At 68.1% G+C, this 20318-nt stretch carries 19 protein-coding genes; 10 read left to right on the top strand and 9 right to left on the bottom strand.

Going from position 1 to position 20318, the window contains the following annotated elements:
* Positions 1-10 precede the first annotated feature (10 nt).
* Positions 11-1036, top strand: coding sequence for a LacI family DNA-binding transcriptional regulator (locus EV648_RS41425; protein ID WP_132301812.1), 1026 nt, complete (start codon positions 11-13; stop codon positions 1034-1036).
* Here EV648_RS41425 and EV648_RS41420 read toward each other — a convergent pair whose 3' ends face one another.
* From EV648_RS41420 to sucC, 3 genes are read right to left on the bottom strand one after another with little or no spacing between them, the layout of a single operon-like run.
* On the bottom strand, positions 1037-1912 hold the full coding sequence (locus tag EV648_RS41420) for a 2-hydroxy-3-oxopropionate reductase (protein ID WP_132301810.1): 876 nt from the start codon (positions 1910-1912) through the stop codon (positions 1037-1039).
* Between the two features lie 14 nt (positions 1913-1926).
* A complete protein-coding gene (gene sucD, locus EV648_RS41415; protein WP_132301808.1) occupies positions 1927-2817 on the bottom strand; it encodes a succinate--CoA ligase subunit alpha in 891 nt (296 codons plus the stop codon).
* Between the two features lie 14 nt (positions 2818-2831).
* Complete coding sequence (sucC, locus tag EV648_RS41410; protein ID WP_132301806.1) at positions 2832-3986, bottom strand: ADP-forming succinate--CoA ligase subunit beta; 1155 nt, start codon at positions 3984-3986, stop codon at positions 2832-2834.
* A 179-nt stretch (positions 3987-4165) separates the two neighbouring features.
* Here sucC and EV648_RS41405 point away from each other — a divergent pair, with 179 nt between their 5' ends.
* Together EV648_RS41405 and EV648_RS41400 are read left to right on the top strand one after the other, a co-directional pair.
* Positions 4166-5548 carry an OFA family MFS transporter gene (locus tag EV648_RS41405; RefSeq protein ID WP_132301804.1) on the top strand — a complete coding sequence of 461 codons (1383 nt, stop codon included), beginning with the start codon at positions 4166-4168 and terminating at the stop codon, positions 5546-5548.
* The gene (locus EV648_RS41400; protein ID WP_132301802.1) at positions 5545-6171 is read left to right on the top strand and encodes a hypothetical protein; all 627 of its coding nucleotides are present in this window, start codon (positions 5545-5547) and stop codon (positions 6169-6171) included. The genes EV648_RS41405 and EV648_RS41400 overlap by 4 nt, the downstream gene beginning before the upstream one ends.
* A 106-nt stretch (positions 6172-6277) precedes the next feature.
* On the opposite strand, the gene EV648_RS41395 is transcribed toward EV648_RS41400, so the two are convergent.
* Positions 6278-6565, bottom strand: a complete 288-nt coding sequence (locus tag EV648_RS41395) for a hypothetical protein (protein ID WP_132301800.1) — start codon at positions 6563-6565, stop codon at positions 6278-6280.
* Positions 6566-6837: 272 nt separating this feature from the next.
* On the opposite strand from EV648_RS41395, the gene EV648_RS41390 reads away from it, so the two are divergent.
* The 6 genes from EV648_RS41390 (at position 6838) to EV648_RS41365 (ending at position 15284) form a co-directional block, all read left to right on the top strand.
* Positions 6838-8523, top strand: coding sequence for a thiamine pyrophosphate-binding protein (locus tag EV648_RS41390; RefSeq protein WP_132301798.1), 1686 nt, complete (start codon positions 6838-6840; stop codon positions 8521-8523).
* Positions 8524-8583: 60 nt separating this feature from the next.
* Positions 8584-9810 (top strand): formyl-CoA transferase, encoded by a 1227-nt coding sequence (gene frc / locus EV648_RS41385; RefSeq protein WP_132301796.1) that lies wholly within the window; start codon positions 8584-8586, stop codon positions 9808-9810.
* 90 nt (positions 9811-9900) lie between these two features.
* Positions 9901-12045 carry an acetate--CoA ligase family protein gene (locus tag EV648_RS41380; RefSeq protein WP_132301794.1) on the top strand — a complete coding sequence of 715 codons (2145 nt, stop codon included), beginning with the start codon at positions 9901-9903 and terminating at the stop codon, positions 12043-12045.
* 114 nt (positions 12046-12159) lie between these two features.
* Positions 12160-13659, top strand: a complete 1500-nt coding sequence (locus EV648_RS41375; RefSeq protein ID WP_132301792.1) for an Nramp family divalent metal transporter — start codon at positions 12160-12162, stop codon at positions 13657-13659.
* 2 nt (positions 13660-13661) lie between these two features.
* On the top strand, positions 13662-14219 hold the full coding sequence (locus tag EV648_RS41370; RefSeq protein ID WP_132301790.1) for a hypothetical protein: 558 nt from the start codon (positions 13662-13664) through the stop codon (positions 14217-14219).
* A 75-nt stretch (positions 14220-14294) separates the two neighbouring features.
* Complete coding sequence (locus tag EV648_RS41365; RefSeq protein ID WP_132301788.1) at positions 14295-15284, top strand: TerC family protein; 990 nt, start codon at positions 14295-14297, stop codon at positions 15282-15284.
* 50 nt (positions 15285-15334) lie between these two features.
* Here the strand turns inward: EV648_RS41365 and EV648_RS41360 are convergent, their stop codons facing one another.
* The 4 genes from EV648_RS41360 to EV648_RS41350 all read right to left on the bottom strand — a co-directional run bounded on the left by EV648_RS41360 (position 15335) and on the right by EV648_RS41350 (position 17823).
* A complete protein-coding gene (locus tag EV648_RS41360; protein ID WP_132301786.1) occupies positions 15335-16093 on the bottom strand; it encodes a GntR family transcriptional regulator in 759 nt (252 codons plus the stop codon).
* Between the two features lie 188 nt (positions 16094-16281).
* Positions 16282-16449 carry a hypothetical protein gene (locus tag EV648_RS43640; RefSeq protein WP_199235142.1) on the bottom strand — a complete coding sequence of 56 codons (168 nt, stop codon included), beginning with the start codon at positions 16447-16449 and terminating at the stop codon, positions 16282-16284.
* Between the two features lie 133 nt (positions 16450-16582).
* Positions 16583-16768, bottom strand: coding sequence for a hypothetical protein (locus EV648_RS41355; RefSeq protein WP_132301784.1), 186 nt, complete (start codon positions 16766-16768; stop codon positions 16583-16585).
* Positions 16769-16872: 104 nt separating this feature from the next.
* Positions 16873-17823: a LysR family transcriptional regulator gene (locus EV648_RS41350; protein ID WP_132301782.1), complete on the bottom strand. Its 951-nt coding sequence runs from the start codon at positions 17821-17823 to the stop codon at positions 16873-16875.
* Between the two features lie 223 nt (positions 17824-18046).
* Between EV648_RS41350 and EV648_RS41345 the strand changes: the two genes are divergently transcribed.
* Entirely contained in the window at positions 18047-18826 is a 780-nt protein-coding gene (locus tag EV648_RS41345) for an alpha/beta fold hydrolase (protein WP_132301780.1), read from the top strand.
* 122 nt (positions 18827-18948) lie between these two features.
* On the opposite strand, the gene EV648_RS41340 is transcribed toward EV648_RS41345, so the two are convergent.
* Positions 18949-20139 (bottom strand): hypothetical protein, encoded by a 1191-nt coding sequence (locus EV648_RS41340; RefSeq protein ID WP_132301778.1) that lies wholly within the window; start codon positions 20137-20139, stop codon positions 18949-18951.
* Positions 20140-20318 lie beyond the last annotated feature (179 nt).

The following is a 20318-nucleotide window of genomic DNA, read 5'->3' as shown; positions in this document are numbered from 1 at the left end:
GGGAGAGCCAATGACAGCGGAGCAAACGCCAGTACGGCGGCGCGGGCCGTCGATGGCCGACGTGGCCCGGCTGGCCGGCGTCTCCGGGCAGACGGTGTCGCGGGTCGCGAACGGACGGCACAACGTGGACGCGGACACCCGCGAACGGGTGCTGGCGGCGATGCGGGAGGTCGGCTACCGGCCGAACAGCGCCGCCCGGGCGCTGCGCAACGGGCGGTTCCGGAGTATCGGCGTGATCGTCTTCGAGCTGTCCAGCTTCGGCAACACCCGCACGCTCGACGCGATCGCGGCGGCGGCCACCACCCGCGGTTACGCCGTCAACCTGCTACCGGTGCTGGACGCCTCGCAGGAGGCCGTGTCGGGTGCCTTCAGCCGGCTGGGCGAACAGGCGGTGGACGGCGTCATCATCCTGATCGAGGCCCACACGCTCGACGACGCCGAGGTGCCGCTACCCGACGGGCTGCCGGTCGTCGTGGTCGACTCGAGCGCTCACTACGACTACCCGATCGTCGACACGGACCAGGCCCAGGGCGCGCGCCTGGCCACCGAGCACCTGCTGGATCTCGGGCATCAGACGGTCTGGCACCTCGGCGGCCCGCCGTCGTCCTTCGCCGCGGCACGGCGGCTCCGGTCCTGGCAGCAGACGCTGACCGATCGAGGTCGCCCGGTGCCGCCGGTACTGGTCGGGGACTGGTCGGCGGGCTCCGGGTACGAGGCAGGCCGGCAGTTGGCCGACAACCCCGATGTCAGTGCCGTGTTCGTGGCCAACGACCAGATGGCGCTCGGGCTCCTGCGCGCCCTCCACGAGCGAGGGCGCGCAGTACCGGAGGACGTCAGCGTGGTCGGCTTCGACGACCAGGAAGAGGCCGCGCAGTTCTGGCCGCCGCTGACGACCATCCGTCAATCGTTCGCCGAGGTCGGCCGCCGGAGCGTGGATGCGCTCATCAACGAGATCCAGGCCGGCGAACACCACCACCAGCCCGTCTCCGTCGCCACCGAACTCGTGGTCCGGAGCAGCACCGCGCCGCCGCGCTGATCAGCGGCCGGACAGTTGTTCCACGACCTTGAGCAGAGCCGAGTGGTCGAGGGAACCGTTGCCTTGGGCACGGGCCGCCGCCACCAGTTGAGCGACGACACCCGTCACAGGCAGAGCGACGCCGGCGGCCCGGGCGGAGGCTAGGGCTATGCCCATGTCCTTGTGGTGGAGGTCTATGCGGAAGCCTGGGTCGAACTGGCGGGCGAGCATCGAGGCGGACTTCAGGTCGAGGATGCGGTTGCCGGCCAGGCCGCCGGCGACGACTTCCAGGCCTCGTTCGCCGTCGACGCCAGATGCCTCCAGGAGCACGATCGCCTCGCTGACCAGGGTGATGATGCCGGCGACCATCAACTGGTTCGCCGCCTTCACCGTCTGGCCGGCGCCGTGTCCACCTACGCGGACGATCGTCCGTCCGAGGTCCTCGAAGATCGGTCGAGCTGCTTCGAAGTCCTCGGCGGAGCCGCCGACCATGATGGACAGCGACGCTTTGATCGCCCCTTGCTCGCCACCACTGACCGGAGCGTCCAGCACCCGTACTCCGCGCTCCTCGCCGGCCGCCGCGACCGCCAGGGAGGTCTCCGGCGCGATCGAACTCATGTCGATCAGCAGTACTCCGGCAGCAGCGGACTCCAGTACTCCGCTCGGCCCCAGCACGACCTCCGAGACCTGTGGGGAGTCGGGCAGCATCGTGATGATCACCTCGGCCCCGGACACTGCCGACGCGATATCCGGAGCTGGTTTGCCGCCGGCGTGGAGGAGCTTGTCGACGGAGGCGGGCACCACGTCGTACCCGGTGACGTCGTGGCCGGCCCGGACCAGGTTGGCGGCCATGTGCGAGCCCATGATGCCGAGCCCGATGAATCCGATCTTCTGCATGGTCGCGCCCCTTCTCAGTGAACCAGGAGTTGTTCGAGCGCCTCGCGCATCAACCGGGCGGCCTCGCTGGGCGTCTTCCCGACCTTCACCCCGACCGCCTCGAGCGCCTCCTGCTTGGCAGCCGCGGTACCGGACGAGCCGGACACGATCGCGCCCGCGTGGCCCATCGTCTTGCCTTCAGGCGCGGTGAATCCGGCGACGTAACCGACCACGGGCTTCGTCACGTTGTCCTGGATGAACGCGGCCGCGCGCTCCTCGGCGTCGCCGCCGATCTCGCCGATCATCACGATCGCGTCGGTGTCCGGGTCGTCCTGGAACGCCCGCAACGCGTCGATGTGGGTGGTGCCGATGATCGGGTCGCCGCCGATGCCGATCGCAGTGGTGAAGCCGTACTCCCGCAGCTCGTACATCATCTGGTAGGTCAGCGTGCCCGACTTGGACACCAGGCCGATCCGCCCGGGTCCGGCGATGTCGGCCGGGATGATCCCGGCGTTGGCGCGACCCGGGCTGATCAGGCCGGGGGAGTTGGGGCCGATGATCCGGGTCCCGGCCGCCTGCGCGTGCGCGAAGAACGCGGCGGTGTCGTGCACCGGCACGCCCTCGGTGATCACCACCACCAGTGGGATGCCGGCGTCGATCGCCTCGATCACCGCGCCCTTGGTGAACCGCGGCGGGACGAACACGACCGACACGTCGGCGCCGGTGGACTTCACCGCGTCGGCGCAGGAGTCGTACACCGGGATCGACCGCTTGGCGAAGTCGACCGACTGGCCGCCCTTGCCGGGCGTCACGCCACCGACGATGTCGGTGCCGGCGGCAAGCATCCGGCTGGTGTGCTTCTGCCCCTCGGCGCCGGTCATGCCCTGCACGACGACCCTGCTCTTCTCGGTCAGGAAGATTGCCATATCCGTCTGCCTCCTCAGGCCTGTGCGGCCAGCTCGGCGGCGCGGTCAGCGGCGCCGTCCATGGTGTCGACCACCGTCACCAGCGGGTGGTTCGCCCGGGCGAGGATCCGGCGGCCCTCGTCCACGTTGTTGCCGTCCAGCCGGACGACGAGCGGCTTGTTCGCCTGGTCGCCCAGCAGCGCGAGCGCCTGCACGATGCCGTTCGAGACCGCGTCGCAGGCGGTGATGCCGCCGAACACGTTCACGAACACGCTGCGCACCTGCGGATCGCCGAGGATGATGCTGAGCCCGTTGGCCATCACCTCGGCCGAGGCGCCGCCGCCGATGTCGAGGAAGTTGGCCGGCTTCACCCCGCCGTGCGCCTCACCCGCGTACGCGACCACGTCGAGGGTCGACATCACCAGCCCGGCGCCGTTCCCGATGATGCCCACCGAGCCGTCCAGCTTGACGTAGTTGAGGCCCTTCTCCTGCGCGGCGGCCTCCAGCGGGTCCGCGGCGGCCTTGCCGTCGAAGGCCGCGTGGTCGGGGTGCCGGTACGCCGCGTTCTCGTCCAGCGTGACCTTGCCGTCGAGCGCCTCGAGCGAACCGTCGGCAAGTTTCACCAGGGGGTTCACCTCCACCAGGGAGGCGTCCTCGGCGATGAACACCGCCCACAGCTTCTGTACTACGGACGCCGCCTCCGCCGGGAATCCCGCGGCCGCGACGATCTCGGCGGCCTTGGCCTCGTCCACCCCGGTGGCCGGGTCGATCGACACCTTCGCGATCGCGTCCGGGTTGGTGTGCGCGACCTCCTCGATCTCGACACCGCCCTCGGTGCTCGCGATGCACAGGTAGTTGCGGTTGGCCCGGTCGACCAGGAACGAGAAGTAGTACTCCTCGGCGATGTCGGCGGCGGGAGCGACCAGGACCCTGCGGACCGTGTGGCCCTTGATGTCCATCCCGAGGATGTCGCGGGCCCGGTCGGTGGCGTCAGCGGGAGTCGCGGCCAGCTTCACGCCGCCTGCCTTACCGCGGCCGCCGGCCTTCACCTGCGCCTTGACCACCACTCGGCCGCCCAGCGCCTCGGCGGCCCCGGCGGCGTCCGCCGCGTCCTCCACCACCCGGCCGAGAGTGACCGGCACATCGTGCCGGGCGAAGAGTTCTTTGGCTTGGTACTCCATCAGATCCACGGGAAGTCCTCCTAGGACAGCTCGGACGCGAGAGTGTGACGACTGTATGCTGTATGCACATTTCTTTACAAGATCAGAGAGCTTCACAAGACCGCAGCGATCGGTGTCCGGCTCTGGACAAGGAGTGGGAGGAGGAGTACCAAGTTCCATACGGTATGCAGTAGTCAGGAGGCGACCTCATGAAGGAAGCAACCACCAGCACGCCTCCACGGGACGTGCGCGACGTTTACGGCCGCCGGTACCGCATCGGCGAAGACGCCCGCGAGCTCACCGGCCACTCGAGGCAGTGGCAACTGTGGGCCACCTGGGCCTGCATGGTCGCGATCAGTCCACTCCAGTACTCCTTCGGCTCCGCGGCCCGCGGCCTGGAATCCAGCCGGGGCTGGGGAACAGTGCAGACCATGTGGCTCCTCGCCCTGTTCGTGGCGTGCCAGGCGCTGGTCGCGATCCCCGCCGCCTGGACCCAGCGAGTACGCCGGACCTCGCCGACCCAACTCGTAGTACTGGGTGGGGTGTTCGCGGCGATCGGGCTCGCGACGCTGGCGCACTCGGGCAACTATGCCGCCGTTGTACTCGGCTATGCCGTGGTCGGTGGCACGGGGGCAGGGCTGGTCTACGCGGCCTGCATCACGACCGCGGCCAGGTGGTTCCCCGACCGGCGGGTCGCGACGATCGGGTTCGTCACCGGCGGTTTCGCGGTGGGAGCGGTGCCGAGCATCGCGCTGCTGACCACCTTCGACTCGGCTGGAGGGCATCGACTCGTGTTCGACCTGATGGCCGGCGTAGCCCTCCTGATCGTCCTGACAGCCGGGGGAGTCCTCAAGGATCCGCCGCGGCACTGGTGGCCGGCGGAGATTGACGCGCAGGTCTGGGCGGTCGACCGCAAGCTGAACCGGAGCATCCCGAACAACCTCCCCGCGGTACGTCACTACCGTCCGGCCGAGGCGATGCGCACCGGCGCGCTACCGCTGATGTGGCTGACGCTGGCACTGAGTACTGCGCTGTCGTTGTTCGGCATCGCCTTCGTCGTCAGCTACGCGATGCAGGCCGGCCTCGGGCTCGCGGTCGCCGGGTTCGCCGCCGGGTTGCTTGCCGCGGTCAACGGTCTCGGCCGGTCCTTCGCCGGTGACCTGTCCGAGCGGTTCGGCCGTCGCCGGGTGCTCGCGGCGGTGCTGATGATCGAGGGCTTCACACACGTCGGACTGGTGCTGGCGGGCGAGTCCGGGGTGGGCTGGACGTTCGTGCTCTGCGCGATGTTCGCCGGGCTCGGTGGTGGCGCCTTCTACGCGATCATGGCGAACCTGGTGCTCGAGTTCTTCGGCGAGAACAGCCTGCTGCAGAACCAGGCGATCCTCTACAGCGCCAAGGCCGTCGGTGGCCTGGTGGGTGTCGGCGTGACCGCGAGTCTGGTGGCGGCGATCGGCTACCGTCCGGTCTTCCTCGGCGCCGGCCTGCTCGGTCTGCTCACGGCCCTCACAGTGCGTTTCCTCAAGCAACCTGGCCGCCCAGCTCTGCCAGTCCGACCTCAGTTGGGAACGCCGGTCGCCGGACCGGGCGAGTGAGCCGCACGGAAGCTGGTGCCTCGGTCAGCGGCTCCGGCACTCCCACGGACCTGTACGCCGAAGGTGCCCAGGGCAACGCGTACTACGCCCGCGTGGCTCGTTCCGAGCCCTGCGTGATGGAGCTCGTCTCGAAGCTGGCCAAGGAGCCTTGGACCGACCGCCCATCGTCGGTGCACCCGGTCCTCGGCGCGGTGGCCCGGACAGTCCACGACTACAGCAGCCGGGCAGGGCGGCGGGCGTTGTTGCCTCTGGCACCTTCGTTCCTGGCGACCGCCCAGGCGGGCTTCGAGAGTTCCGCCCGCCTGGTGGCTCTCTGTGTCTCCGCCGCGCTCACCAGCCCGGACCCGGACTGCATCACCAAGGATGAACGCGGCCGGCTGGCCGGCGCTCAGGAGACCGCCCTGTATCTGCTGGCCTCACGTCCTGCGGACCGGAGACCAGGGGGATTCGCCCGCTGGTGGCTCCCCATGCTCGACCACCTGAACCTCAGCGAGTCGTTCTACCGGGGGTTCGTGGCGACCGAGCACGCCGCGGAGGCCGTCGCTGTGACCGCCCGGGCCTCGGGCGGCGACAGCGACGTACGGCTCAGGCGGCTGCTGAAACAGTGCCTGGCAACGGTCTGACCGCCTCAGGGGGCAAGGGGGTGTCTGACAGCCCCCTGCGTGCTGCGCGGCACTCGGCACGGCACCTCGACGCACTGGAGCACCTGCTCGCGACTGCAGGGGACTGTCAGACACCCCCTCGGCGGCCTGGTGCGCCGAGCCCCTCGTGGTCGACGTCGGCCGCGCCCCACAGACCGTGGTCGCGGTCGTCGTCCGGGATCACCACGAGCTCGTGCAGGCGTGGTGGGCCGACCTGCTCCTCCAGCCGGCGAAGGTCCGTCGAGCAGCGGGACACGTCATCGATCAACCGCACTACGTCGAGGTGCGGGCCGAGCTGGTTCCGCAACCCCGCAAGGGCTGTCTCGAGGTTCTGCAGTGCGCGGCGGGTCTGGCCGAGCTCGTCGTGGATCGTCATCGCAGCTCCCGGGTTCGCGACGTGAATCGCCACTTGGTAGTGACAAGCATACGGGATACTGCATACAGTCGTCCTAATGAATTCTGCCGGGTTCCGACCTCTGGACAACGGGTTCGGCGGTGCGATATGACTACGACTACACCATACGGTATGCAATCTACGAAGTGTCGCTCCGTGAACCCAGACCGGCCTTCCTCGAGGAGATGACTGCACAGATGGCGCAAACAGTGTCCCCAGCTTCCCTGTCAGACGCCGCAAACGCGGTTGCGGAAGTGACCGAGCCGGAACCGAGCACCGCCACGATCTCGGGCGGGCATCTGGTGGCCAAGGCCCTCAAGGCCGAGGGAATCGACGTGATCTTCACGCTCTGTGGCGGTCACATCATCGACATCTACGACGGCTGTGTCGACGAGGGCATCGCCGTCGTCGACGTCCGGCACGAGCAGGTCGCGGCGCACGCCGCCGACGGCTACGCCCGGATGACCGGCAAGCCCGGCTGCGCGGTTGTCACGGCCGGCCCCGGTACCACCGATGCGGTGACCGGTGTCGCGAACGCGTTCCGGGCGGAGAGCCCGATGCTGCTGATCGGCGGCCAGGGCGCGCTGAACCAGCACAAGATGGGCTCGCTGCAGGATCTGCCGCACGTCGACATGATGACCCCGATCACCAAGTTCGCCGCCACGGTGCCGCACACCGCCCGGGTGGCCGACATGGTGTCGATGGCTTTCCGTGAGTGCTACAACGGCGCTCCCGGCCCGTCCTTCCTGGAGATCCCGCGCGACATCCTGGACAACTCGGTCCCGGTGGAGTCCGCGACCATCCCGGAGGCCGGCCGCTACCGCGCTTCCACCAAGAGCATCGGCGACCCGGCGAGCATCGAAGCGCTCGCCGACCTGCTGTCCCGGGCCGAGAAGCCCGTAGTACTGCTCGGGACCCAGGTCTGGACCTCGCGGGGCAGCGACGCGGCGATCGACTTCGTCCGCAAGCTGAACATCCCGGCCTATATGAACGGTTCGGCCCGCGGCACCCTGCCGCCCGGCGACCCGAACCACTTCCACCTGTCCCGGCGGTACGGGTTCAACAACGCCGACCTGATCCTGATCGTCGGCACCCCGTTCGACTTCCGGATGGGATACGGCCGCCGGCTGCCGAAGGGCGCGACCGTGGTCCAGATCGACATGGACTACCGCACGGTCGGCAAGAACCGCGACATCGACCTCGGCCTGGTCGGCGACCCGGGCGCCATCCTGGCCGCGGTGACCCAGGCATCCTCGGGCCGGATCCAGAAGGCCGGCGACCGGAAGGCCTGGTTCAGCGAACTCCGTGCCGAGGAGGATGCGGCGTACCAGAAGCGGCTGCCGCGGCAGCTGTCGGACGCCAACCCGATCCACCCGCTGCGCCTGGCGCACGAGATCAACGAGTTCCTCACCGAGGACTCGATCTACATCGGCGACGGCGGCGACATCGTCACCTTCTCCGGCGGTGTCGTGCAGCCGAAGTCACCCGGCCACTGGATGGACCCGGGCCCGCTCGGCACCATCGGCGTCGGCATCCCGTTCGTGATGGCGGCCAAGTACGCCCGACCGGACAAGGAGGTCGTCGCGCTGTTCGGTGACGGCGCCTTCTCGCTCACCGGGTGGGACTTCGAGACGCTGGTCCGGTTCAACCTGCCGTTCGTCGGTGTCGTCGGCAACAACTCGTCGATGAACCAGATCCGCTACGGCCAGGAGGCGAAGTACGGCCATGCCCGCGGCCGGATCGGCAACACCCTCGGCGACGTGAAGTACGACGAGTTCGCCAAGATGCTCGGCGGCTACGGCGAGGAGGTCCGCGACCCCAAGGACATCGGGCCGGCCATGCAGCGGGCCCGCGAGTCGGGCCTGCCGTCGCTGATCAACGTGTGGGTGGACCCGGACGCGTACGCGCCCGGAACGATGAACCAGACCATGTACAAGTAGCGATCCCCGGCGGCGGTACGCCCCTCCCGGCGTACCGCCGCCCAGTACTGGAGGACCACTATGGGTAAGGCCCTTGAAGGTGTTCGCGTACTCGACATGACGCACGTGCAGTCCGGACCGTCCTGCACACAGATCCTCGCCTGGCTCGGCGCCGACGTCGTCAAGCTCGAGGCGCCGACGGGTGACATCACCCGCCAGCAGTTGCGCGACCTCCCGGACGTCGACAGCCTCTACTTCACCATGCTCAACTGCAACAAGCGCAGCATCACCTTGAACATGAAGTCCGAGCGGGGCAAGGAGATCTTCACCGACCTGGTGAAGAACTCCGACATCCTGGTGGAGAACTTCGCCCCCGGCGCCATCGACCGGATGGGCTTCACCTGGGACCGCCTCCAGCTGATCAACCCCGAACTGATCTACGCCTCGATCAAGGGCTTCGGCCCGGGCCGTTACGAGGACTTCAAGGCCTACGAGGTGGTCGCCCAGGCAATGGGCGGCGCGATGAGCACGACCGGCTTCGAGGACGGCCCGCCGACCGCCACCGGTGCTCAGATCGGTGATTCCGGCACGGGGATCCACCTGGTCGCGGGCATCCTGGCGGCGCTCTACCAGCGTGTTGCCACCGGCAAGGGTCAGCGCGTCTCCGTCGCCATGCAGGAGGCCGTGCTGAACCTCAGCCGGGTGAAGCTGCGCGACCAGCAGCGGCTCGCCCACGGGCCCCTCAAGGAGTACCCGAACGACAACTTCGGCGACGAGGTGCCCCGCTCCGGCAACGCGTCCGGCGGCGGTCAGCCCGGCTGGGCGGTCCGGACGGCGCCCGGCGGCCCGAACGACTACATCTACGTGATCGTCCAGCCGCCCGGCTGGGCCCCGATCGCGAACCTGATCGGCAAGCCCGAGCTGGCCGACGACCCGGACTGGAGTACGCCGGCCGCCCGGCTCGACAAGCTCGACAAGATGTTCGCGCTGATCGAGACCTGGACCGAGCAGCACACCAAGTTCGAGGTGATGGAGAAGCTGAACGCGCTGAACGTGCCGTGCGGCCCGATCCTGTCCACCAGGGAACTGATCGAGGACGAGACGCTGGCCGAGCTCGGCGCCGTCGTCGAGGTGAAGCACCCGCAGCGCGGCACCTTCAAGACCGTCGGCTGCCCGATCAAGCTGTCCGACTCGCCCGTCCAGGTGGAGACTTCGCCCGGCCTGGGTGAACACAACTCCGCCATCTATGGCGGGCTCGGCATCGACACCGCAGAGCTCGAAGAACTCAAGGCCGCCGGCGTCGTCTGACCGTCCCGAACGTCCGAACGGACGAGGGTCAGGACCCTCGGTTCTCCGGACGCAAGCAGCAAACCACCACGCTTTTGAGGAGCTCCAGGCATGACATATGACAAGGCAGCCGTCCAGTCGATCCTCGACCAGGCTCTGGCGGAAGGCCGCACCTCACTGAGTGCCCCCGAGGCCAAGCAGGTCGCGGACGCCTATGGCATCCCGACGCCGGGCGAAGGGCTGGCCACGACCGCCGAGGGAGCAGCCGGACTCGCGGCCGAGATCGGTTTCCCGGTCGTGCTGAAGATCGTCTCGCCTGACATCCTGCACAAGACGGACGCGGGCGGCGTGGTGGTCGGCGTGGACAGCGCCGAGGCCGCGGTCACGGCGTACCAGCAGATCGTCGCGAACGCGAAGGCCTACAAGGCCGACGCGGACATCACCGGCGTGCAGGTGCAGAAGATGCTGGTCACCGACGGTGACGTCCAGGAGGTGATCGTCGGCGCGGTGACCGACCAGACCTTCGGCAAGATCGTTGCCTTCGGCCTCGGTGGGGTGCTCGTCGAGGTGCTCAAGGACGTCACATTCCGGCTGGCGCCGACCACGCCCGAAGAAGCCCGCTCGATGGTCGACGGGATCAGCGCGCACGAGATGCTGAACGGCGTCCGCGGGGCCAAGCCGGTCGACAAGGACGCCATCGCGGCGATCATCAGCAAGCTGTCGGACCTGGTCGGGGATTTCCCGCAGTTCGCCGAGGTCGACCTGAACCCGGTGCTGGCCGGGCCGGACGGCGCCACCGCGGTGGACTTCCGGATCATCGTGGACGCCGAGGCCGGCAAGCCGGTGGACCGCTACAGCCAGGAAGAGATCCAGACCGCGATGACCCGGATCATGAAGCCCCGGGCGGTGGCCGTGATCGGCGCTTCGAACGAGGCCGGCAAGATCGGCAACTCGGTGATGAAGAACCTGGTCAACGGCGGCTACCAGGGCGAGATCTACCCGATCAACCCCAAGGGCGGCGAGGTGCTCGGGCTGAAGGCGTTCCCGAGCATCACCGACGTGCCGGGCGACGTGGACGTCGCGGTGTTCGCCGTACCGGCCAAGTTCGTCGGCGGCGCGCTCGAGCAGTGCGGCCAGAAGGGTGTCGCCGGGGCGATCCTGATCCCGTCGGGGTTCGCCGAGACCGGTGAGCAGGAACTCCAGGACGAGGTCGTCGCGATCGCGAAGAAGCACGACGTGCGGATCCTCGGGCCGAACATCTACGGCTACTACTACCTGCCGGAGAACCTCTGCGCGACGTTCTGCACGCCGTACGACGTCAAGGGCAGTGTCGCGCTCTCATCGCAGAGCGGAGGCATCGGGATGGCGATCCTGGGCTTCAGCCGGTCCAGCCGGATGGGCGTCTCCGCGATCGTTGGGGTAGGCAACAAGGCCGATATCGACGAAGATGACCTACTGACGTTCTTCGAGACCGACGACAACACCAACCTGATCGCCATGCACCTGGAAGACCTCAAGGACGGCCGGGCGTTCGCCGAGACGGCGGCGCGGGTGTCGAAGAAGAAGCCGGTCGTCGTGCTCAAGGCAGGGCGGACCGACATGGGCGCCCGGGCCGCGAGCTCGCACACGGGCGCGCTGGCCGGCAACGACAAGGTCTACGACGACATCCTGCGGCAGAGCGGCGTGGTCCGCGCCCCGGGGCTGAACGAGATGCTCCAGTACGCCCGGGGCATCCCGTTGCTGCCGACGCCGAAGGGTGAGAACGTCGTCATCATCACCGGCGCGGGTGGCTCGGGCGTCCTGCTGTCGGACGCCTGTGTCGACAACGGCCTGCAGCTGATGTCGATGCCGGCCGACCTGGACGCCGCGTTCAAGAAGTTCATCCCGCCGTTCGGTGCCTCCGGCAACCCGGTGGACATCACCGGCGGCGAGCCGCCGTCGACGTACCGGAACACGGTGGCGCTCGGGCTCGAGGACGAGCGGATCCACGCGCTGATCCTGGGCTACTGGCACACGATCGTGACGCCGCCGATGGTGTTCGCGAAGCTCGTCGCCGAGGTCGTCGAGGAGTACCGCGCGAAGGGCATCGACAAGCCGGTGGTCGCCTCGCTGTCCGGTGATGTCGAGGTCGAGGAGGCCAGCCAGTACCTGTTCGAGCACGGCGTGGTCGCCTACCCGTACACCACCGAGACGCCGGTCCAGGTGCTCGGCGCGAAGTACCGATGGGCCCGAAACGCGGGGCCGCTCGGTTCCTAGTCAGCCGCAAGAAGACGACTTGATCCCAAGAGAGACGGTGATGCGTTTGGTCCGGGAGGAGTGCACGGGGGAGCGATAAGTCCCGTCAGCTGGCGTCGATCTAAGGAGTCCGCCTTGGACGTCACAAGCAAGACCTCTGAAGTACCCGAAGAGCCCAGGTCAGCGGTTGGCACCGAACGGGTCTGGAAGGCAGGCCGACTCGAGCCGATGCCGATCCGCGCGCTGCCGAAGGCACCGCCCTCTCTGCACATCCTCGGTCCGACCGTCTTCCTGGTCGCGCTGGGCGTCGGCATGGGTGAGTCCTACATGTGGCCCCGGCTCGTCCTGGTGTTCGGTCCGGACATCCGGTGGCTGTTCATGGTCGGTGTCACCCTGCAGGCGTTCGTGCTGCTGGAGATGGCCCGGTACGCGATGGCGACCGGTGAGAGCATCTTCTTCGGCGCCGCCCGGGTGTTCAAACCGTTGATGTGGTTCTTCTACGTCGCGGCGATCCTGATCTACATCTGGCCGGGACACCTCTCGGCCGGTGCGGCCGCCTTCGAGGAGATAACCGGCATTCCATGGCAGGCCACAGCCTGCGTGGCGCTGGTCTTCGTCGGGGTGCTGTTCAGCATGCTGTCGGTGATCTACAACTTCCTGGAGAAGCTGCTCGGCCTGCTGATCGGCTTCCTGGTGGTCGGTACGTCGATCATCGCGGCGATCGTGGGCAGCTGGGACGACCTGGCCCAGACCATCTCCGGCATGTTCGCGTTCGGCTTCCTGCCGGACAAGGCGTTGTCGGAGGCCTGGTTCCCGATCCTGGTCGGATCGATCGCCTTCGCCGGCCCGTCCGGCATGCAGCAGATGTGGTACACGCTGCAGCTGCGCGACAGCGGGGCCGGCATGGGCGCCCACATCCCGAAGATCCGCGGCCTGCGGTCGGCGGACGAGGCGGAGTCGATGCCGTCGCGGGGCTACATGTTCGACACCGAGAACCCCGAGGAGCTGCAGAAGTGGAAGGGCTGGCGCAAGTGGGTCACCTTCGACGCGCTGCTGCTCTTCTGGGGCATCACGATGCTCGTCACGATCTCGTTCACCGTGCTGGCCATGTCGGCGGCCCGGGAGAATCCGGACGTGGCGGGGCTGATCGAGGGAGGTGACCGGGAGGCCGCGCTGAAGGCCATGTCGGACGCCTTCGCCTCGGCCGGCAGCCCGATCCTCGGCACCCTGTTCTTCGCCTTCATCGCCCTGATCGGCCTGAACGCCACTCTGGGTCTGTTCGACTCGTTCTCCCGGGGCCAGGCGGACATGACGTACTACTTCATCCCGGGCGCCAAGCGCTTCTCGATGTCGCGTCTGTACGCCGGGTTCCTGTGGGGTGTGATCACCTTCGGCATCCTGATCCTGCTGTTCGGGCCGGCCGACGGTCCGGCGGGAATCCTGGACATCCTCGCCTTCCTGTCCACCTTCGCGATGGGCGCCTACTGCATCGTGTTGCTCCTGGTGAACAACAAGTTGCTGCCCAAACCGATCCGGCCCGGTCCGATCCGGAACGTGATCATCGGCTTCGGCGCGGTGTTCTACCTGGGCATGTTGTTCTACAGCCTGGTTCGCTTCGGCGTGGTTGTGGGCTGACCATGACTGTCACCGACAGCGCGAAGGTTCGGCAGTTGGCGGAGTTCTCCGTGCCCGCCGCAAGTGTGGGAATCGCAGCCGGCCTCGTCGCCGGTGGGTTGGCCGCGTTTGTCGGCCGGCCCATCGGCTGGGCGCTGGTCACCGGCCTCGGCCTGGCGATCCCACTCGCACTGTTCGGAGCCGGGTACGCCGTCCTGCTGGCGCTCGGCAGGATCCCCGCCGGCGTGTTCGCCCCGGCGGCGGTCTACTGGGCGATCGGGTTCCCGCTCGCCCTGTTGGCACACTCGGTGGTCACCGAGTGGACCGTGGCCGGTACGCCGGGGCTGCCGGCGGAACCGTGGAAGTTCCTCGCGTTCCGGGCCCTGCTCAGCATGGGCTTCGCGATCGGGTTCATCTGGATGCACGAACAACTCGGCCGGCATTGGTGGCCGAGGATCCTGGACCACAACCTGTACGCCCGCTGGGTCGTCGCGCAGTACGTCGAGCTCGCCGACTCACTGGCCGAACGCAAGGCGGCCACCGACCGTCATCGCAGCAAGAGGCGGGAACGCACCGCCTAGCACTGTCTGCCCCTCAGCCGCCCGCGTCTGTCCATCAACAGCCGCGGGCGGCCGCATATCCAAGTGGAGGAGCTCATGCACGTATCGATGTCGGCGTGGATCATCACCATCGCCGCCCTGCTGGCCCTGCTGGTGCTGGACTTCCTCATCGTCGCGAGGAAGCCGCACGAACCGTCCCTGCGCGAGGCGACCCTGTGGGTGTCCTTCTACGTCGGCATCGCGCTGGCCTTCGGCGTCGGGCTGACCCTGGTCGCCGGCGGCGAGGCCGGCGGGGAGTTCTTCGCCGGCTGGCTGACGGAGTACTCGCTGTCGGTCGACAACCTGTTCGTCTTCATCATCATCATGGGCCGGTTCGCCGTCCCCCGGCAGTACCAGCAGAAGGTGCTGCTGGTCGGCGTCGCGCTCGCCCTGGTGATGCGCGGCATCTTCATCGCGATCGGCGCCGAGGCGATCGCGCACTTCAACTGGGTCTTCTACCTCTTCGGCGCGTTCCTGCTCTTCACCGCCTGGAAGCTGGCCACCTCGAAGGAGGAGGACGAGTTCAAGGAGAACATCGTCCTGGTCAAGGTCCGCAAGGTGCTGCCGACCACCGAGGGGTACCACGAGGCCCGGCTGACCACCCGCGTCGATGGCAAGCGGTTCGCCACCCCGATGCTGATCGTGATGATCGCGATCGGGACCACCGACCTGCTGTTCGCGCTCGACTCGATCCCGGCCATCTTCGGGCTCACCCAGCACGCCTACCTGGTGTTCACCGCGAACGCCTTCGCGCTGATGGGCCTGCGGCAACTGTTCTTCCTGATCGGCGGCCTGCTGGACCGGCTCGTCTACCTGTCCTACGGGCTGTCGGTCGTACTGGGCTTCATCGGCGTCAAGCTGATCCTCGAGGCGTTGCACCACCACGGCGTCTCCTGGGCGCCGGAGATCCCGATCCTGGTCTCGCTGGCGATCATCCTCGGCACGCTCACCGTCACCGCCGTCGCCAGCCTGGTGAAGTCCCATCGCGACGAGCGGGCGGAAACGAAGGAGCCGGTCCCCGTGGCGGAGGAGGTCTCCGCCGAGTGACCGGCTCCTCGTGGATCACCTGTACTGCGGTACGCCGCAGTACAGGTGGTTCACTCGGCGCTGCGGCGGCGCCGGGTGGTCTTCTTCTCGATGACGAGGCCCTCCTCGGGCGCCGCGGCGCTCCGCAGGTCGTGGTACGCCTTGCGGGTGTGCTCGGTGTGCTCCCGCATGATCTGCGCGGCCTTGTCCTCGTCGCCGTCGCTGATCGCCTTCACCAGTCGGCTGTGCTCGCGCCAGGAGGCCGCGCCGCGCACGGGCGCCACAGGCGTGTAGTACCAGCGGACCCGGCGGTCCACCTGGCCGGCGAAGTCCACCAGGAAGCGGTTCCCCGACATCTCGGTGATCAGCCCGTGCAGCTCGCCGTTGGTCCGAACCGCACCGTCGATGTCGCCGGACTCCTGCAGGCTCGCGCCGATCTTGCAGAGGTCCTTCAGCTTCGCCACCGCGTCCTTGTCGGGGTTGCGGGCGGCGAGGCGCGCCGACTCCGACTCCAGCGCCGCGCGGGCCGCGAGCAGTTGGTCGACCTCGTCCTCGGCGGGCACGTGCACCATCGCGCCGAAACCGGGCCGCAGGTCCACCCAGCCCTCGTTGTTGAGCCGCTGGAGGGCCTCCCGGACGGGCTGCCGGGACACGCCCAGCATGCCGGCCAGCTCGACCTCGACGAGGTGCCGGCCGCGCTCGAGGGTGCCGTCGATGATCATCTCCGTGAGTGCCTCGTAGACCGACTCACGCAGGGGCGTCGGCCGCTTGACGTGCCGGACGCCGGGGGAGTCGGAGGTGGAGTCCGGGCCCGCGCTGATAGTGGTCATGAGGTCCTTCCCGAAAAACATGTCGGCACTTGGTAGACAGTCTACCAAGTGCCGAGGGTGAATCGCCTGTTTCCGGTGCTCCGGATCCCTGGAATTCCGTTCCGCGGGGAGTCCGCCGCCGTGGAGCCGGAGTTCCTGGTGTCCCGTCGCTGCGACACAGTTGTCCGGAGCACCCGTTCGGGCGAGGGTCAGGCGGCCGTCGTCTCGCGCGTGCGGTCGCCGTCGGCGGGCTGGTTGCCGTCCTTGTCGTCGTGCTGCTTCAGGTCGACGTCGATGTCCAGCTCCTGCTGCAGCTCCGGTGCGTCCGGGAACTGCGGACGAGCCGCCAGAGCGCCGAACCTACGGGTGAAGATCATTTCTCCCTCTCCGCTCCGGCTCTGCCGCCGGAGACTTTCTGGAAATACTGGCTACTGCATACATTCAACCAGCCGTACTCACCGGTTATGCCCGCGTCTCACGTGATCCCGGTTACGTCGACCGTGATCCCGCTTACAGGGCGAGCTCCTCAGGGCTATCTGGTGGACTACGAGTGGGCGCCCGCGCCGGCCAGGCGGTGATGTAGGCGCCAGAACGGCTGCCGAGGTAGGACTCGATGGTGGCGATGTCGTCGCGCGCGTAGCTGGTGGGGTACCCGTGTCTGGGGTCGTCGTACAGCACACACAGGACCTTTGCCATGATGGGCAGCTCCTCGTCTGAAGCGGTTTCGTCCCTGTCAACGGTGCTCGCCCCGCTCATGGCGGTCAAAGACTTGCCGGCTATGTCGGGATAGGGCCGCGCTATCAGTTGAACTGCGCGGAACAGCCGGAACTCATCAGATGGACGTCGAGCAACTCGTCCAGAGCGGTGTGTACCCCGGCCTGGCGGGCGACGTCCAGCAGCGCTCGGGCGAGGACCGGCTCGGGGCTTCTCGCGGCGATCACCAGGCCGACGCGAGGTCCGTGCGCGGGGCTCTTCAGCGGTACCACTCGCATGCCCGCCGGTACGCCGAACATGTGCAGCCACGCGTGCGAGATCACCGTCGACCAGTGGTTGCCGCGGAGGTGGCTGTACAGCCCGCTGACGGTGTCACTCTCGATCGCGGGCGTGGCCGTCACGCCGTCGTCGGTGAAGTAGCCGTTCATGATCCGGCGGTTCCGCATCTGCGGTGACAGCAGGCAGAGGGGTTGTTCCGACACCTGCGCCCACGTTGCCACCGGCAACTCCGCGAGGTCGCCGTCCTCAGGAGTCAGCAGCAGGTAGCGCTCCTCGTACAAGGGGGTCTTGCGGACCTGGCCGAGGGTGTCGTCGTCGAGGTACGTCATCGCCACGTCGAGTTCGAACTCGGCCAGCTTCTGGGTGATGTCGCGGGACGAGAGCGACTCCAGGGTGACGCGCGCCTGGGTATGGCGCTCGCAGAAGGGCGTGGTCAGCAGGGAGACGACCGGCATCGCGGTCGGGATCGCCCCGAGTCGCAGGGTGCCGGTCAGACCGCCTCGCATCACCGACAACTCGTGCCTGAGCGCGTCCCGCTCGGCGAGGATCCGCTGTGCCCAGAGGAGCACTCGTTCGCCTTCTGGGGTGAGGCCCTCGAACCGCCGGCCGCGCCGGACGATCGGCACGTCGAGCTCCTGCTCGAGCTTGCGGATCGCGGCGGACAACGACGGCTGGGAGACGTAGCAGGCGTCGGCCGCGCGGGCGAAGTGCCGCTCCCGGGCGAGCGAGACGAGGTACTCGAGCTGACGCAGCAGCATGGCGGATCAGCCTCGCTTCCGCGGCGGGACGCCGACAGGAGCGCCGACGGCATACCGTTCGTCTGTATACATAATCCAACACTACGTGGCTTGGCGAGGTAGGGGTAGATCCCGGGCGGGTCGCGATTCGGTGTGACCCACGTCACAGTGCAAGGTGATCGAAGTCGGAGGTGCTCGTTCGACGCGTTGGCAAGATCACCGCACTGATGGGAAGGCGAGCATCATGAACAAGGTCAGCTCCAGGGATGGCACCTCGATCGCGTCCGACACCTTCGGCAGTGGTCCCGGGCTGATCCTGATCGCCGGCGCCTTCACCGACCGCTCGTACTACGAACCGCTGGCGACCGCGCTGTCCCCGGACTTCACCGTGGTCACCTACGACCGGCGTGGTCGCGGCGACAGCACCGACACCGCGCCGTACACGGTCGAGCGGGAGATCGAGGACCTGGCGGCCCTCCGCGAAGTGACCGGCGCCATCTACGCGTCGGCCGACTCGTCGGGCGTGATGCTGCTCTTCAGGGCGGTCGCGGCAGGCGTCCCCTTCGACAAACTGGCCGTGATGGAGCCGCCGTTCCGCGTCGAGGGCGCGCCGCCGGCACCGGATCGCTACCTCGAGCGCCTCCGGGAGTTCATCGCCACCGGCAACCCGGGCGGCGCCGCCGAACTCTTCATGGTCGAGGCAGTCGGCCAGCCCCAGGAGATGGTCGACGGCTTCAAGGGCACGCCCATGTGGACCGCCCTCGAAGCCATGGCGGCCACCCTCGTCTACGACGCCCTCCAGATGGGCGACAGTTCGCTCCCGACGGACCTGCTGAGCAAGATCTCCACCGAAACCCTCGCCATCCACAGCACCGGCAGCCCCGCCTGGATGCAGTCCGCGGTGGCAACCACTGCCGCCACCCTCCCCAATGCCCGGCTGGCCGCGCTGGACGGCCAGTTCCACCAGGTCTCCCAGGACGTGCTGGTCGATGCCTTGAAGGGCTTCTTCCGGTCAGGTAGTTAGGGTGACGGGTTCGGATGACCGCGGCCGGTGTTGAGCGCCGCCCAGAGGCCGACGGTCAGATCGTCGAGGTATGGCTCTTCTCCGGTGATCAGAAGGCCGACGACGACTTCTGGGGCGCCTGATCACGAGAGTCCGGCCAGCCAGTTGCGCAACTGAGCGTCGTCGACCTGGTCGGCGAGCGTGACGCGGGCCAGGTCGCCGATCGAGTTCACCATCGCGATCGCCACCGAGGTCTCGTAGCCCGGCTCGGTGGGCGGCATCTCCGGGATGCCGCCCGTCATCGAATATCCGGCGGCCCCTTTGACATCGATGCCGACCGGTACCGCGAACCGCCCTGAGGTCTTGTTGACCGAGTCCACGAAGGCCGTCACATCGGCCGGATTCAGCAGCGAACCCTTCCAGTCGCTGGGTGGGATCGCGATCAGCAGTCCGATCACCGCGGGCTTCCTGCCACCGGCCGTCATCGGCAACAGCCGAGCGATCTCCGTCCTGATCCCGTCGGCAGGTCCCGTCACCACAACAACAGGCTTGCCCCGGTACGACGCGGCGTCGAGGTGGCCGCCGCCGACCGCCGGAAGCAGGAAACCTCCGAGCGCGCCTTCTGTCGTCTCCTCACCGTCAGGTGGTGGTGTCTCCGTCTCCGCGGCGCCTGGCGGCAGGCTGGTGGAGAAGGTGTCGGCCTTGATCGGCGGGCCGAAGGTCACCTCGGTCGGGACGTACGGACCGTCCTCCAGCATCAGGCCGGTCTGCTCGTCCAAGGCGATCTCCCGTGCGTCCATGGGCTCTTCGGGTGCCGTTGGTTCCGGCACGACCTTGTCGCAGGCGTACCGCACCGCGCTCCTGCCGTGCACCGTCTTCGAGCCCAGCCGGCGGGCGTTCGGGCAGGTCTTGCGAAACGCCTCCGTCCCTTCGGTGAAGAAGAAGGTCGGCCTGGGGAACTCGTCCTGGCTGGGGTGCTCCTGTCGCTGGTACTTCGGGGCGTCGTGAGGGTTGTAGGTCAGGATCGTCCCTCCGTCCCACACCTGGAATGACCCGGCCTCCGGACCGGTGTAGACCGTCATCCGGTACCTACGGTTGCCGTCAGCAATGATCTCGACCGCCCCGGCGTCGGACTCGGTGACCTCCTCGTAGCGGATTCGGACGAGATCCCGCGCCACTCCCGGCGTACTCGACGCCGATGAGGACGCCGATCCGCGGGCGGTCGGATCGGCTGAGTACGGCTCGCTGTCGCAGCCGCCGACCGCCACCACCGCGACTGCAGCCAGGATGGCGAGCATCGGCCTGCGAGGTGATCCCTTCGTGCGCACAGTCATCGCTGTGCCCTCCCTCTGGGTGATGCTCCGCCAACGGGTCGGCAAACTGCCGATCCGTCAGCGCTCTCCCCGTGAGTGGCCCGTCCTCAGTGGGCCCTGTCGGGCAGTCGCTACCTCCCCAGCGGCGACTGCCCGAACTAGTTGGCATGCAACCCGCAGTACAGGCGGGTTCTCAGCTC

This window comes from Kribbella sp. VKM Ac-2568 (genome assembly GCF_004345365.1).
GTDB lineage: Bacteria > Actinomycetota > Actinomycetes > Propionibacteriales > Kribbellaceae > Kribbella > Kribbella orskensis.
This window is presented reverse-complemented; position numbering and strand designations above follow the sequence as displayed.